Genomic DNA, 15,873 nt, shown 5'->3' with positions numbered 1-15,873 from the left:
GTGTTTGTTGGTGTTTTTGTTTTGTTATGTTTTTTCTTAGTGATTTATTACTTGGTAGGGGCTTGGAAGGGGCTTATGAGGGGCTAGTTATCGGTTACTTCGATTAGGAAGACTCGATCCGAAAAGCCGCCTCGTTCTTCTGCTTTCTTTTTACGGATGTTGTTGATTTCTTCTAGTGTTGTCCCTTCGTGTTCGGCTAGAGCGTTTATTAGTTCTAGTAGGTCGGATAGTTCTTCTAGTTTATGTTCTTTTGTTGTTGCTTCTAGGTATTCGGTTAGTTCTTCTTGTGTTTTTTTGCAGAGTTCCTCTATGTATTCATCTTTGTTTAGGATTCTTGTTGTTGGTGTTTTGCCGTTGGATTTTATTATTTGTGGGATTTTGTTTCGGATTAGTTTGTTGTAGGATGGCATGTGGTTTCCCTCCGTTTGGTTTTTCTTCTATATTAAATCTTTCAAATTCTCTCCAATACTTTAATTGTAGCGTAATATCAGAATTTCTTGTTGATGGATACTTATTTAATAAATAAGCTATCTTAGTTATAAGATGTTTCATATTCCCTTCCGCTAAATTAACCATCAATCTATGTTTTTCTCGTTCTATCTTTTTTGCCTTTTCTTCTGCATTTACCTCTGCTATAACTCCCTCTTCTCTTTGAATCTCATCATCCACTTGTTCTAGTAATTCATCAGTTTCAATTTCTGATACTTCAATAGCTACTCCATGATTTGTATCACTCATCTTGTGATTCTCACCATCCCTAAAAACTTCATTTTAAATGACCTCAATACCAAAATTATACAACAAAAAACCTATCCTTTCACTCGTATACAAATAATACCTCATTCCTACTTACCTAAAAATATATTGAATTTCTCCCCAAATAAATAAAGATTTACAACCACTCTTATAAATTATTTTGATATAATTGTTAATGCTATTATTTTCTATTTAAGGAGAATAGTTCTATGAAAGGTGATGATTTGAATGAATCTAGAATGGATAATAAAAAGTAGTATCTTAATACTGTTTCCACTATTAATAATTGTATTTTTAATATCTCTTATTTCTATTCTTTATCTAAAATTTATTAAAAAGAAAAAGGCTAGTAAAAAAATATTTATAACTATGGTAACTTCCATTATCTTAGTTCTTATTACAATCGTCTCAACTATATATCTAATTGAATGGGAAAAAAAACAAGAAAAAAGGCAACATGAAATGTGTCAAAAGGGCAATATATCGTATTGTAATGAATATAATACCAAATTAGTCTTAGACAATCTGAAGAATGCAGATGGTATAATGTACATCACTGCATTTTCAAAAGAATATAATATGTACCGTGAAATATATAACCCTGATAAATGGAAAATTCAGCAACTTGGAATTGAACATTACTTTGAGTATATATTTGGGGATATATTATACACTGACGATAAAAAAATCGGTATTACATATAAAAATGAAGGTACTGGTAGTATGTACGCAAAAATTATTGATAAAAGAATATTAAATTCTAAGCAGGATGTTAAAGATTTCAAAGAAAGTATAGATAAATTATCTTTTAAAGTTAATAAAGAAAAAGAAGAGGCTGAAAAAGAGAAAAAAAGACAACAACAAGAGAAGGCACTAGCAGAAAACGAAAAAAGAGAAGAAGAATTACGTCAAAGTTATGAGAGACTACATAAACTCGAAGATGCTTATATTACATTAGATGAATTTCAACAATTGCAGTTGGGCATGACATATGAGGAATGCATAAAACTTATTGGTGGTGAAGGGAAGTTAACCTCCGAAAGTTATAATTATAAAATATATGAATTTGAATCTTTATCTGGTAAAGGTATCGCACTACTAAGCTTTTATAACAATAAATTAGAATCTAAAACACAAAATGGTTTAAAGTAGTTTTCATTTTTTAGTGTTTTATACCTGAATCCTCAAAATCACTCTTTATAAGCTGCTCCTTTTTCTTCTATAAAAGGAGCAGTATTTATTTATATACAGACCGCTAAGAGCATAATTTTGTGGTCACATCCCCTCCTCTTATCAACCCCTACTTACATTTTCAATAATCTCTCGTAGAAACAAAGGTAAAGATAAAAAAAGACCTCCTAAAGGAAGTCCATTTTTAATTACATAGTGTTATTGGTGGTTCAAGTATTTGTTCTCCACTTACTTTTCCTTGATAGCTCTTAGAATTGAACCAGTTGCGATTAACATTGTACCCGCTACAAAGAATGACGCACTAAGTACAAAGAAACCTGTAAGTACGTTTGTATTGATAATATAATTATACGCATCTCCGCCTACGTAGGCATATTTATTCGAATCGGTATATGTTTCAGAATTTTGATATCCTCCGAGTCTATCAAATCCTAAGAAAAGTAATACTGCTGAATGAATGTAAAAGATAATTCCCCAAATTGTCCATTTTTTTGTTTTCACGATAATTCTCCTTTTTGTGTCTATTATTAATGAATTTATTTATACAGTTTAATTGTTTCTTGTTGGAATGTAAATCATATTAATCTCGACTTTCTTAACCTCAACATCTATTCCTAGCTTATCAACTTCTGATTCTAATTGATTCTTACTATTAACAAGGTTTAAAATTTCTTAAAACTCTGTCCTTCTATTGTCAAGTTTCTTTCGCTTAGCTTCCACACTCTCATATTTCTTTCTCAGACACTCAACATTTCCATACCATGTGTCTGAACCAAACTATGCCTATTCTCTCCACAAGTCCTCCTCAAGATGTCGAAATTATCCCCCCTCTACATCAAAAAAAGGAATGAGTCATCCCATTCCCTTTACCATTATACAGACAGTTAAAGACATAATTTTGTGGTCACAAATGGTCACATAAATTACAATAACTATTGCTTTTTTAATAGAATTCCATTTATACAAACCCGTGAGAATGCCTTTAAATCAACGTTTCTCCCGTAGCTCAGCAGGGAGAGCGCCACCTTGACAGGGGGGAGGTCATCATACCTACTTTATTTACAAATAAAAAGAAGAACATATGCCTTCTATGCTCTTCTTCCCATGGCTAACAATACACTTTATCTAACTAATATTTATCTATTATATTTAAAAATTTCTCCACTTCACCTAAACCCATTTGTTCCATGTAAAAATAAACTCAGCCCTTATCCATGGCTTAATCCCCTTTTGTATCTAATCCCTATTCTCCAACATTTAACACCTCTAAAACTTCCCTAAACAACACCGAACCTCTCCCAACAACCAACTCCAAAGCAACCTCTTTAACTAACCCACCTTTCCCCACCATAACAACCCCACTCTCATAATCAACCCAAATCTGAACATCCTCCACATAATAACTCTTAACTGAAGAAGCCTCATCTAAATTACGGTGATCCAACTCAACCTTAACCTGCTTCGTAAAACGACGCAGCGTTTTCCAAAGAATTCGTTCTTCTTTTGATTTCATAAATAGTTCTGGAAGTTCTTGTACTTCTTTTAATAACGACATAGTTGTTATGGTGTATGTTTGAATGCCATATCCTACTGGGCGGATGAGGTGGTCTAGTTTTTTCCATGGCTCTAGTTCGAAATGTACATATTCATTGTTTTGTTGCATTTGAATGTGTTTGATTTTAGCTACGTATTGAATTCCACCTTTTTCTCCGTGCCATTTTTTCGGTGCATATAATGCTATGTACTTCGCTTCTTGCCATCCTGATTTTAGTTGTGTAACTGGTAGCTGATATATGCCATTCTTTCTATATGTTTCATAGTCACTTTCAGTTTTCACACTGCCTACTAATACTTTTTCTTCTAATGAAGAGTGCCATTCTTCTTTTGTTCCTCTTGGAAGAATGCCTTCTCTTATAATTTCTTCTGGGCTTTTTTCAATGAGATGATCTAGAAATTGTTCTACTAATCTTGTCGCGTTTGGTAAGAACGGGAAGCCACCGATATTTACTTTTTCAATACTTTTATAAAATGGATGATTCTCATATGCTTCCTCTTGGTTCCATGGGAATAGTACGTACGCTCCGTAAGCTGTTCGCTCAAAGGGTCCTTCTTGTTCTACTACTAATGCGTCTCTGTATCGATGCATTGTGTTAATATCCTCTTCTAGCGGACCAGGGGTTCTATATCGACTTTTATAATGAGCTGTTTCAGCAAAATCAATTCGATATTTCGCATCAAAAATGTATTGATATTGATAGTTCTTTCCTTTTTTCTCAATAGCAAGCATCGTATCTGGCTTTTGTGTAACTGTCGGCAGTCTACCATTTCTTTTCTGGAAATAAAGTTCTATTACTTCATCAGTGACTGGATGTTTGAACGTTCTTTTCGCAGTTTTACTTTCATCAAGCGTTACATATAAACCATCTTGTTTAACTTGAATAACATCTTGATGGATCGGTATATATTTTTCAGATAGAATTTGTCCAAGTTTTAAGTACGTCCAGTATTCGTATAACCTTGCGACATCTTTTACTGACATTTTAAAAATTTGTCCTCGTAATGTTAAACCGCGCGATAGCATTAAGAAGATTTGATACGCATCTCTATAGCCTGCCGCCATTTGAATAACGAGCGAAAAGACTGAGCGATCTAATTTTCCGATTCCCCTCCAAAATAGATCGTTCAATTCATTTTTCATTCGATACTTCATATTTTTTACACGTTGTAGTAAATCTTCATCAGTTTCACCACGTGTATATCTAGACTTTGGCTCTAGCGCCTTAAGTAAATCATCTATTTTATGTACGACTCTTTGAATCATCCATTTAACAAATCGATTTTCCAGCGTGTCATATGACACTTCCTTATAAGCTGTAATGCCTTTAGTCGGTATACTGTTTTCTCCTTGCAGTAAGTGTGGTCGCTTTCGCAAATAGTTCATTCCGACAGAATCCAATTTACGAATTTTTTCTCCTCGTACAAGTTGATGCCTAGTCATAAGCGTATGATGTGGTTGTCTTTTTATATGAGAGATCGACTTCATAAACCGATCAAAGGAATCGCTTAAAATACGATAAAATTCACTCTTCGATGGATTTGTAGCGTAAATTGCAGATGCTCCTAAGTAAGTTCTCTTTAGTAGATGAAACGCTAAATTATAAATTTCATCATTTACCTCATCTAATAAAGCTTTATAATCATCCTTATAATCAAGTTTTACTGGAAAAACTTCAAATGTAACGGTTAATAAAGTTTCTTTATCATCTTTAATTTCAAACGTTGTATTTCCTACTTCATTCGGAAAAGAAAGATTTCCCATTAACACGTGAAGTGAACCCATTTGAATGGAACTAACTTGTTTTCGAAATCCTGGATGTTCATGATAAAAGGAGAGCTGCTTGTTATTTTTCGGAACAACAACAAGCTGATAACTTCTATTTTCAAAAAAGATCGGCGGATGTTCGTTCCATTTATCTAATCTCTGCAATCTCGCATCAAATACAGAAACGGATTCTGCCTTCCCATCTACCTGAAAATACATCATTTCATCCGCACTCATAGCGTGATACTCTTTTAAACTCTCGTATTTTTCATGATAAGGGTTTCCTTTAATCGTCAATGATAGCTCCTCTGTTTCAATCTTAACTAGCTCTATCTCATTATTAGATCCAGAAAGAGGTGAAACCATCATACTCGAACCTCCTTAACATATGAGACAGCTTGTTAGCAGAACGAGGATATTTAGCATATAAAGCGTCATTGTTGCCACTATCATATTCCTCATTTGCACATAATATATACAACTGCTTTAATACCTCTTCTGTTCTTCCATCGCTACCTGCAAGACGTGGTAAAATCTTTTGATATATTTGATAATCAAATGCTTCATCAAACGATAATAACTTTCCTTTTTCGTTGTATGCCATATAGAAACAAATTTCATCTCGTATACGATATCCAACTTGAGCCCCAACTGATTCCAGTGATTTATTTATTTCTATTAAAATAGTCGATATATTTCTCACAAGGTCTTCATTTTCTTTAAAGCATTCTTTTAAATGAAGATACTCGGTTGCTAAAGAGCTATTAGAAACAACTTCAGCTTCCTTCTCTTCTATATCCATTAAGAAATTAAAATAATCTAAGTTAACGGTATTGAACTCAATTGTATTCGCACGATCTAATACTTTCTTACTTAACGGATGTGTCGTTTCATCCATATTTACAGTTCCGATAATATATACATTTGATGGGATCGTAATGTGCTTATTCGTAATGGATTCTGGAAGTACTGGTGACGTAACAATTTTTCCATCTTTCCATTTACGGCTCTCAATTACACTTAAGAAATCACTAAAATAGTATTCCACTCGAGCCAAGTTCATCTCGTCCAATACTACAAAATAAGGTCTGTTTGGATTTGCATCTGCATTTTCAAGAACTTTAATTAACGGTCTTTCTTGAAACTCCCCTTGAAGGTTCACATAACCAAGCAAATCAGAACTATCACTCCAATCAGGTCGAACCGGAATAAGCGTAAATTTTCCATTCTCTTCTGTTGCCCCTAAACTCTCCGCAAACCACTGAATAATTTTCGTTTTCCCTGTACCTGAAATACCTGATAAAATCACAAAAGGCTTAGTCTTTAATGAAAGGAAGAAGTTAATAAGATCCTTTTTCTCATAATAGAAACCTTTACTTTGAATATAAGAAGACACATGATCGATAATGGATTGTTGATCTAAATACACTTCTTTCCTCTCATAAATCATTTCATATTTCGTTCCTTCCTCTTTATAAGCTATGAACTCCTCATAATAGCGAAGCATTTCTTCTAAGTCTTCAACTAATTCTCTTTCGCTAGGCATTTCATTAATATCGTATGCAATATAAGCCGCGGTTGAATTCGAATATCCCTTTGCTTTTGGACTTGTACCTAGGAAAATGTCATCGTCTTTTTTTACCTTTTGGGACATGTGTATTTGCTCACGAATCTCTTCTTTAATTTTTTGCATCTCTTCTTTAGACGTTTCCGTCACACCTTGTCCAATGGTCAAATACAATCGTTGCATATCTTCACTAAATAAATAGACGATATAATACCCTCTCTGTGTCGATGTTGTAATATCTCTATGCATTAGCGCAATCCAGGGAACTGTTGCCCAATTCCCTTTTCCAACTGACCCTATCACACTGTACTGCTTCTCATTTATAAATGGTAAACAAATGATCTCTGTTGCTATATCATTTCGGACTGTTAATCCTAATTTATGTCCTGCAAATTTTTCTGTTTTTGCATTCAAATATTCTTTCATTATCTTTAAAAAGCCTTCACGTAAACTACTACTCATATTACCGCCCTTTTCTTCACTCTTTTTTATGTATTGTTCGGCTGGAATCCATTTAGCATTAATTATTTCCAATTTCTCAGACCACATTAAGAGATTATGCGTACGCTCTTTCGCTAATGATTCTAGCATTAAATTATCCCCTCTAGAGTTCCGAACAATCGTCATAGCTAAATGTACTAAAGCTGCTTTCTTATCCCTTCTCTGATATGCTCTTAAAAGATTAAGCACAAACATAACAATGTGAAAGTATTCCTGCTTTAAAACTAACTTTCGAATAACATCATTCTTATTTTCTGCCTCAATATATTCAGTTAATAAAGATGTATTAATATTATGATTATCCTTTAAAAATCCAAGTAATCTTAAATCTTGTCTTCCTTTAGATTTAACTCTATACAAATTACCATTGGTTTGATCACTTAAATTTTTCGGATCGTATGTATTGTTTATTACCTCTTCCAAAAATCCAACAACTTTATGATACTGCTCACATGGCAAATTATCAGTTTGAAACTCTTTAAATGTAATAGCCCCTGATTCCGTTACATTCACAAATGGAAGCTGTGAAAAGAAAGCTACTAAGAAAGCATTACATTCACTCACTTGTCCGAAATCCTCACTCTTTACCGTACGCATAGCGATAAGCTTTCCCCAAGCATCCTTAAGAAGCTCAAAACTCACGTTAAAATAAGATCGTGCTTCTTCTTCCTTTGCATATTGTCCACTTGAAGTTTTAGTTTGAACATCTAATCCTTTATCATCCTTGTTTATAATCCAATAAGTTTTATTACCTTTTATACCTTCAACTTGCTTCGTTGTTCTAGCCAATTCAATTATAAGTTGATCTAACATTTTCATCCCCACCGTTACAATTAATTACAATTACTACTATTTTACCAAACTATGTTTTTAAAAAAATCATACAATACGATGTATGATTTTCTACTCTACTATTTAAAATACTTCTGATAATCCTCTTCATTTTTAAATTCAATCGGCCCAACATCCATTCGGAACTTCCCGTTCTCGTACAACAGTGGTGAAGCCTCTGAATGGTCTTTTGAGTAACTTTCTACATGTGAAATTTTCATATCATTTGAATTCGTGAAATCAATATGCGCAATGCACACCCAATAAGCATGGTCATTTATTTCTAATAACGGCGCTGTTACAACGCTTCCCATATGATTATCAACAATAGCTTTAGCCTTCATAGAATAGAAACTGCCTATTCCATTTCCGACAGCACTATACGCAGCAAATAAAACATATTTCAAAGCTTCTGGTCGATAAATACGAATTGTTTCTTTTCCTGGCTCTTGCGAATCACCATCTAACACAATATATGGCGAGACTTTAGACGAACCTAGATTTTTATAATAAACCTTTCCTATTTCTCCATTCGTTGTTACGTAAAAACAGTATAAGTCTAAATCTTTATTTGTTTCCCATTCTAAAGTAGCTGTTACCATTTTAGATTTTTGTATATTTATAGATTGTTTTTTCTTCAATTCAACCTTCACTACATTAATAGTTGTTTGTACTGGAGACGGAGTAGGAACTATTTTCTTCTCTACAGGGGGAACAGTTTGTTTTTCATCATCTGCGATTTCTATCCCAAAATTTTTACATAATGCAGCTAACCCACCAAAATAGCCAGCTCCAATAGGATTGAATTTCCATCCTCCCCCATGTCGATACAGCTCTCCAACAATAATGGCACTTTCATCTGTAAATGGATACGTGATAGGAAAATGAATAATTTCTAATCCTGATTGTGCGTTGTTTATTTTCAATTGAATATGGGAAACATCTCGTAGCGCCTGTTTCTTCTCTTCAGCATTATAAATTGTAATCGAAAATACAACCTTTTGTACCTCATCTTTTATATGAGTAAAATCTATCGAAAATCTTTGTTTACTTCCATTTACGATATTTTGATTTAATTGAACAGATCGACAACTAGAATAAGGTTGTCCATAAAAAACGAAATCCTCTTCTTTGGTAATTTTCCCATTAAAACCTACTAAAAAAGCTGATGCATCTACATCCATATTCATCGGGGCATTCCAAGTTAAATCTACCAGTAACCCTTTCATCTCTGGATGATTCTTTGTAACATCTATCTTTTGTCCCCTTACTAAAGTATGTATCATCATAATTCACCCGTCCTACACCTTTAATGTTTTAACATTCAGTTCAATTATACTCCTCTTTAGATTTTCAAGGATATCCTCAAGATATTTCGTTCCTTAATACTTGTCCAAAGGAAGGTTTATCATAACTTCCAGCATGAATGTATAAATGCTCAGATGATCTTGTCATGCCTACATATAATAGCTTACGTAGTTTAATATCATTTTGTTCAAGCTCCATTCTTTCAAACTTGTCCACATCAACTAAAAAGACAATTGGTGCCTCAAGACCTTTTGATGAATGATATGTTGTTATAATTAAATGTCCTTCAGTAATATTTTTTGTAACTTTTACTTTTTGACGTATCTCACGATTTAATTTCTTTTGTATATTCTCACAATCTTTTCCTTCTCTACACAAAATTAATATATCTTCTGGCTTATAGCCCTTGCGCTTAATAAGCTCGTAAACTTTATTACTAATATCTTCATATGATCCTTCAATAAAACTAACTCCATCTTTCATTTCATTCTCAAAAGATAGTTCGCTCATTGGACAATAAAATTTATTTACTTCCTCTTCCAATTTCTTTTCTTGTTTCAAGAAATTAAGGGCTAAATCTATATGTTGACTACCGGCACGATAAGATTTCTTTAATAAAGAACTTCTCCCGCGCATATCAATACCTAAGCTCTTCCAACTATGATCTGAGTTGTTATAGATGCTCTGGAGTCTATCTCCTGCTAAAAATAAATTTATCCCAGTAACAGTTTCCTTTTGGTTATTAACATACGTATGTTCTTTACAAGACTTCACACATAATCGAATCCAATCATCTAGAAAGTCTTGGTATTCGTCCACTAAAACAGCATCATATGATGATTGAGCTCGCTGTATAGCTACTTCCGGCAATTCTTCATTCCACCACTTCACTGTATTTTTTTGGGGTACACATATACTTGCTGTATCTAGCGCAAATTTATGAAAAGTGCTAACATCTATATTCTCCAAGCGCACATTCATAAAAGCAAGATCAGCTGCTAAAGAATTCAATTTGTTCTCAATTTTTGTTTTTAACGATCTATTATACGTTAATATTTTTATTTTCCACTCTGGATGTTCACGTACTAGATGAATTGCACGAGCTAGCAATAAAACCGTTTTCCCACTACCCGGAACTCCAGTTACCATATAGTGACCGTACGGTACACGCTTCGCGAAACGCTCTTGCTCTGCATCTAGTGCTGTAATTAATTCTTTTGTACTAATTTGATTATCGCTACAACTAACCTTAATTTCTGGGAATAATAGCGTTCGTATCGCAATAATTTCATCTTCTTCTACGAAACTAAATTCATTTTTAAATAATTGATTTATATTTACTGTACTTAACATATCAGATGAAATACACTGTGCTGGTGGCTGATTAAATACTTGATCTAATCCACTCTCTTCAATTTTATTAGAATGAAGATACGAAAATATAACGTTAGTATGTAATTTAAACTTTAATTCGTTCCGTTCATTTTTTAAAACATCTTGCAAACTAAATAATCTCTGTGCTGCAGTATGGTATAAGTTAGCTTTACAAAACGGATTATCTACCTGTTTCCCATCTGCTAAATCTATTTTTCTTCTATCCGCTCTACTAATGTAAGAAAGTTCCCAATCCTTCACTTCAAAGATTGTTACCCCTCTTTGTGAATCAATTAAAATAAAATCAGGTTCTAAATGTCTAATTCTTGGCTGAATATATAAATACGCTTCTCTTTGCACATCTTTATATAAAGACCGAACCTTTTCAAGTACTTTTCTCTCACCTGGAGTTAAGCTCGGCAAATCATTCGGTATAATATGTAAACCCACAAGAATCCCCTCTTTTTTCATATTATGCGTGTTTTCCATTCATATAAATTAAATATATATATAAACAAATAAATTACAATAATAAAAAATGATCAAAAGTTCTCTTTTACTATTAAAAATATTATTACACGCCATTCTCATTTTAAATTATATACTAAAATATAAGTTTTCTGGATTATTTTTCTATATCCAAAACAAAAAGACACTTTTCATAGTGCCTTTTCCATAAGTCTATACCTGACCTTTTGTATCACTAATTTCTCTTTTCTCGTTTGCCCTGACTAATTAACTTAATAAGTTTCTCTCGATTAATTAATACAACTCGATTCACTTTAGCGAGTTTGTATGCTGCAGCTGTAAATTCACTATTTGTAACAACCCATGTTTCATCAGCTTTATAAAATTCTTTTGCACTAACAATCTCCTGAACAGATTTAATTCCAACATTATTCTTATAGCGTTTTGCCTGTACAATAATTCTTTTATCATTTTTTCTCAAAATTAAATCTGCACCAAAATCGTTAGATGCTTTAGTAATCTCTGTTTTATAACCCAAAGCTGGAAATAGACTTCCTAAATATTTTTCAAACTGGTGTCCGCTCATTTTATCAATATCATAAATTCCTGATTGCCGAAGTTCTCTTAGCTTTTTTACATTCACATACATATATAATAATATAATTGCTGCCGATACCATTACTATTGGTACTAAAAATTCCGGTTTCCACAACACCCCGAAAAACGTAATAACTAGTAAAGATCCCAGTATTGATTCATCTTGCTTTTTCTTTCGCTTAGCCATCTTAACTCCTTTTCACTCATAAACTATAATAATTATTTTAATAACCTAGATAAAATATCCCACCTAAAATAACTAATGCTATAGCACCTTTAATTATAGGTAGAATATCATCTGGTATATAAGATCTAATAATTACAAGCAGAGTACATATAATAAATATGACACCAAGGAGTATCCACCCGTCCCAAAGTACTTCTTTTAGTGATTCTGGTAACTCTATATTATTAACATCCATTTTATTTCCCTTTCTATCTCAACTTATAAAATTATAATAACGCATTATTTTTATAAAGGGAAATATTTATATAAATGTATATACTAAGAATGATATCGATATTTTATAAGTACAAAGCACTAAAATTACTTATCTCCTCTATCTCCACCAACCATCTCTCCATACCGCTCATAACTCTCCTCCAAAAACCCCCTACTCTCCCCACTCCCCTTATAAAAACTCTCCCAACCCCGCTCCCTCAAAATCCCCTTCCAACTCTCACTCTCTACCATCTTCTTAATCACACCATCCCAATAAGCAACCTCTTCCTCCGTCATATCCTTTGGCCCCATAATTCCTTTCCAGTGCTGGAAGATGACGTCGATCCCTTGTTCTTTCCACGTTGGGATTTCTGGTAGTCGGTCTAGTCGTTTTGGTGCTGATACGGCTAGTATTTTTATTTTGCCGGCTTTGTATTGTTTTTCGGCTTCGGATAGGGTCATGGTTGCGGCGCCTATTTGTTTGTTCGTTAGGGCGTTTATGATTTTTTCTTTGTTTTCGTAGACGAAGAATTGTAGCTCGGCAGGGTTTATGCCGAACGCTTTGCTTACTTGTACGAAGGATAGGTGATCGTCGTTTCCTAGGCCGGGGGCAACGCCGATTTTGAAGTTTTTCTTGTTTTGTTTTAGTTGTTCCATTAGTTCGTTTGCATTTTCTATGTTTGAGTCTTGTGATACGACAACGACTTCCCAGTCCGATGCTAATGTTGCGAGTGGTGTGAAATCTTTGTATGTTAGTTTACTGTGGCCTAGTAGGTTGTTCGTTATGAGTAAGCTTGAGTTAATCGCCAGTACGTGACCACCTTTTTGTTTCGTATATTTCCATCCGACATCACCGCTGCCGCCTACTTTGTTTGTGACAGTGATTGGTTTTGTGAAGATTTTTTCTTCTATTAGTGTTTTTTGCATCGCCCGTGCTGTTAAGTCCCATCCTGCTCCTTGAACGTTTGGTGCAACGATTTCTACTTTGTCTATGTTTACTGTATTCGTTTGAGATTTTTCCGAGGAACAACCAGCTATTACTCCTGTCATGATCCATATACATAGTAATAATCGTTTTTTCATAGTCCTCGTCCTATTCGGTACTTTCGTTCTGGTCGTCCGATAATGCCGTATGTGTACTCTACTGTGCATTCGTTTGTCGCTACTAAGTATTCTAAATATCTTCTTGCGGTTGTTCTGGAGGCCCCCATTTGTTCTCCCATTTCTTCTATTGTAATGCCCTCTTCGAATCCTTTTATAATGCCTTTCACTTTTTGCAGTGTTAACGGATCCACACCTGTCGGTAAATTTTTTATGTCTTGTGTTTGCGAAGTCCCGAAGAAATTATCGATGAGTGCTTGATTTACTTCATTGTTACTATGTAATAGTTGCTTCTTTCTTTTATAGTCTTCAATTGTGCGAACAAATTTTTCTAACGTGACTGGTTTTATGAGGTAATTGCTTACTCCGTTTCGAATTGCTTTTTCTAACATATAGTTTTCATTCGCCGCTGTTACCATAATGACGTCAACATTTGGAAAGTCAGCATGAATTTGTGGTAATAAGTCCGTTCCAATTCCATCTGGTAAGTAATTATCTAATAGAAGCAAATCGATTTCTTCTCTTTGTAGTAATTCCATCGTTTCTTTCGCGTTCAATGCTTTTCCGATCACTTTTACATCCTTTATTTTTGATAAAAACTCTTCCTGAATTTGCGCTACGCGGAAATCATCTTCTGCAATTGCAACCTTCAACATATGCCCATCCCCCTGTTTGTTATGTACTTTCTCTCAATGTTTTCGGAAGGTAAATTGTAAAAATAGCTCCCCCATTTTTCTCGTTCTGAATTTCAATTGTTCCTTCTAGTACATCTACCATTTCTTTCACGTTTGCTAGTCCGTAACCACGATCATTTCCTTTCGTTGAAAATCCTTTTTGAAAAATGGTCGCGATTTTTTCTGCTGGTATTCCTGCTCCACCATCTATCACTTCAAATACAATATCGTGCCCAATATCCGTAACAAAGAAAGAAACATTCTTCTCTTCTTGTTCGCTCACCGCATCAAACGCATTATCGATTATGTTTCCAAGTATCGTAATGAGGTGTGAAACTTTTATATGATCTGGTAACGGATGAAGCGCACTATCTCCTTCAATATGAAAATCGATTTTCTTCTCAGATGCTGTTCCGATTTTTCCTAATAAAATTGCTTGTACTTTTGCATCATGAATTTGATGGAATAAAATATGGTTTTGGCTTTGATGAATGTTAGATTCTTGTTGGATAAATTCAATCGCTTCCTTGTATTGTCCTAACTGAAGTAATCCTGATAAGACGAAAAGTTTATTTGTAAATTCATGCGTTTGAGCACGTAAGTCCTCTGAATACTTTCTTACCTCAGATATCGTATTCACTAAGTTTTGCAGTTCTGTTTTATCTCTAAAACTACATACAACGCCTACCGTACTATTATTTTCGAGTATCGGTGTCATGTTTAAAATAAACACTTTATCTTGAAACGCGATTTCTTGATCGGTTTCTAGCACTCTTTCCATATTAAAATTCGGTAAAACTTTTGAAATGTGCTGCTGCATATAATCATCATTTACATGAAGCATTTCTTCTGCTGAGGTGTTCATCATCGTAATAAAACCGTTTTGATCAATGGCGATAATCCCTTCTTTTATAGATAGTAGTATCGCGCTTCGTTCCCGGTATAGCGCTGCGATTTCATTCGGCTCTAAACCGAGTGTATCTTTACGAATACTACGTGCTAAAAGAATGCCGCCAACAATTCCAGCTAGTAATACACCTAATGAAAAGAGGATAATTTCTTTCGTTCTACTCAATATGTTAGATTCAATACCTTTTATTAAAAACTCTACTGTCACAACGCCTACGACTTGATCGTAGTCTCCGTTATGAACAATAATAGGTGCCTTTGCCATTAAGGCTGGACCACTTGTACCATTTCCTTCGAGTGTATAATAACCACCAAAAGTAAGTGCCTCATAGTTATACGGGTTGTTACTCTTTGTACCAATCAACTCCGAATTAGAATGTGAATACATAACCCCATAGCGATCTTCCACAATTACATAATCCGCACCAGCTTGCTCACGAACTTGTTCCGCAATGGATTGGATAGTACTTTTATGTTCGTTATTTTGAAAAGCCTCTTTTATAGCTGGCATAAAAGAAAGAGATTTAGCTGTTTGCAGTGCTAACTGTTCCACTTGGTGCTTCGTATCAACGGACTGAATGTAAACAAATATTCCCGCTAACAGGAGAACGACAAATAAAATTAACGTAATAATTAAGCTTACTATTTTCGTTTGCAATGACACTTTGCGTGATTTCTTCATACTTCATATCCTTTGATAAAATATTCTAAACTATCAATCTCCTTTTTCTATTATTATGACAAAACGAATAAGGAAGCAACTATTAAAACTCTCCATGTACATAAAGTACAAAAAGAATAAAATTGTCACAATATTGAGATTTTATTCTAC

At 34.0% G+C, this 15,873-nt stretch carries 12 protein-coding genes; 1 reads left to right on the top strand and 11 read right to left on the bottom strand.

Going from position 1 to position 15,873, the window contains the following annotated elements; genetic code table 11:
* Nucleotides 1–83 precede the first annotated feature (83 nt).
* Together M1D73_RS04910 and M1D73_RS04905 are read right to left on the bottom strand one after the other, a co-directional pair.
* Nucleotides 84–410, bottom strand: coding sequence for a nucleoside triphosphate pyrophosphohydrolase (locus M1D73_RS04910; protein WP_033689232.1), 327 nt, complete (start codon nucleotides 408–410; stop codon nucleotides 84–86).
* Entirely contained in the window at nucleotides 316–738 is a 423-nt protein-coding gene (locus M1D73_RS04905; RefSeq protein ID WP_001285650.1) for a hypothetical protein, read from the bottom strand. The genes M1D73_RS04910 and M1D73_RS04905 overlap by 95 nt, the downstream gene beginning before the upstream one ends.
* A gap of 246 nt (nucleotides 739–984) precedes the next feature.
* Between M1D73_RS04905 and M1D73_RS04900 the strand changes: the two genes are divergently transcribed.
* Nucleotides 985–1,908, top strand: coding sequence for a hypothetical protein (locus tag M1D73_RS04900; RefSeq protein WP_001047851.1), 924 nt, complete (start codon nucleotides 985–987; stop codon nucleotides 1,906–1,908).
* A gap of 267 nt (nucleotides 1,909–2,175) precedes the next feature.
* On the opposite strand, the gene M1D73_RS04895 is transcribed toward M1D73_RS04900, so the two are convergent.
* From M1D73_RS04895 to M1D73_RS04855, 9 genes are all read right to left on the bottom strand, one after another.
* Complete coding sequence (locus tag M1D73_RS04895) at nucleotides 2,176–2,448, bottom strand: hypothetical protein (RefSeq protein WP_000850455.1); 273 nt, start codon at nucleotides 2,446–2,448, stop codon at nucleotides 2,176–2,178.
* 742 nt (nucleotides 2,449–3,190) lie between these two features.
* Nucleotides 3,191–5,635, bottom strand: coding sequence for a restriction endonuclease-like protein (locus tag M1D73_RS04890; RefSeq protein WP_002204836.1), 2,445 nt, complete (start codon nucleotides 5,633–5,635; stop codon nucleotides 3,191–3,193).
* The gene (locus M1D73_RS04885) at nucleotides 5,610–8,150 is read right to left on the bottom strand and encodes an MrcB family domain-containing protein (protein ID WP_000886761.1); all 2,541 of its coding nucleotides are present in this window, start codon (nucleotides 8,148–8,150) and stop codon (nucleotides 5,610–5,612) included. The genes M1D73_RS04890 and M1D73_RS04885 overlap by 26 nt, the downstream gene beginning before the upstream one ends.
* Nucleotides 8,151–8,248: 98 nt before the next feature.
* Nucleotides 8,249–9,454, bottom strand: coding sequence for a TerD family protein (locus M1D73_RS04880; protein ID WP_000582008.1), 1,206 nt, complete (start codon nucleotides 9,452–9,454; stop codon nucleotides 8,249–8,251).
* Between the two features lie 79 nt (nucleotides 9,455–9,533).
* Nucleotides 9,534–11,300, bottom strand: a complete 1,767-nt coding sequence (locus M1D73_RS04875) for a UvrD-helicase domain-containing protein (RefSeq protein WP_000522843.1) — start codon at nucleotides 11,298–11,300, stop codon at nucleotides 9,534–9,536.
* A gap of 253 nt (nucleotides 11,301–11,553) precedes the next feature.
* The gene (locus tag M1D73_RS04870) at nucleotides 11,554–12,102 is read right to left on the bottom strand and encodes a restriction endonuclease (RefSeq protein ID WP_016125572.1); all 549 of its coding nucleotides are present in this window, start codon (nucleotides 12,100–12,102) and stop codon (nucleotides 11,554–11,556) included.
* A 360-nt stretch (nucleotides 12,103–12,462) separates the two neighbouring features.
* Nucleotides 12,463–13,440 carry a tripartite tricarboxylate transporter substrate binding protein gene (locus M1D73_RS04865; protein WP_000746643.1) on the bottom strand — a complete coding sequence of 326 codons (978 nt, stop codon included), beginning with the start codon at nucleotides 13,438–13,440 and terminating at the stop codon, nucleotides 12,463–12,465.
* Nucleotides 13,437–14,114 carry a response regulator gene (locus M1D73_RS04860; RefSeq protein WP_000921560.1) on the bottom strand — a complete coding sequence of 226 codons (678 nt, stop codon included), beginning with the start codon at nucleotides 14,112–14,114 and terminating at the stop codon, nucleotides 13,437–13,439. Before M1D73_RS04860 ends, M1D73_RS04865 begins: the two co-directional genes overlap by 4 nt.
* 19 nt (nucleotides 14,115–14,133) lie before the next feature.
* The gene (locus M1D73_RS04855) at nucleotides 14,134–15,723 is read right to left on the bottom strand and encodes an ATP-binding protein (RefSeq protein ID WP_000749653.1); all 1,590 of its coding nucleotides are present in this window, start codon (nucleotides 15,721–15,723) and stop codon (nucleotides 14,134–14,136) included.
* Nucleotides 15,724–15,873: the final 150 nt, after the last annotated feature.

The sequence above is a fragment of the Bacillus sp. PK3-067 genome, assembly GCF_056738645.1.
This window is presented reverse-complemented; position numbering and strand designations above follow the sequence as displayed.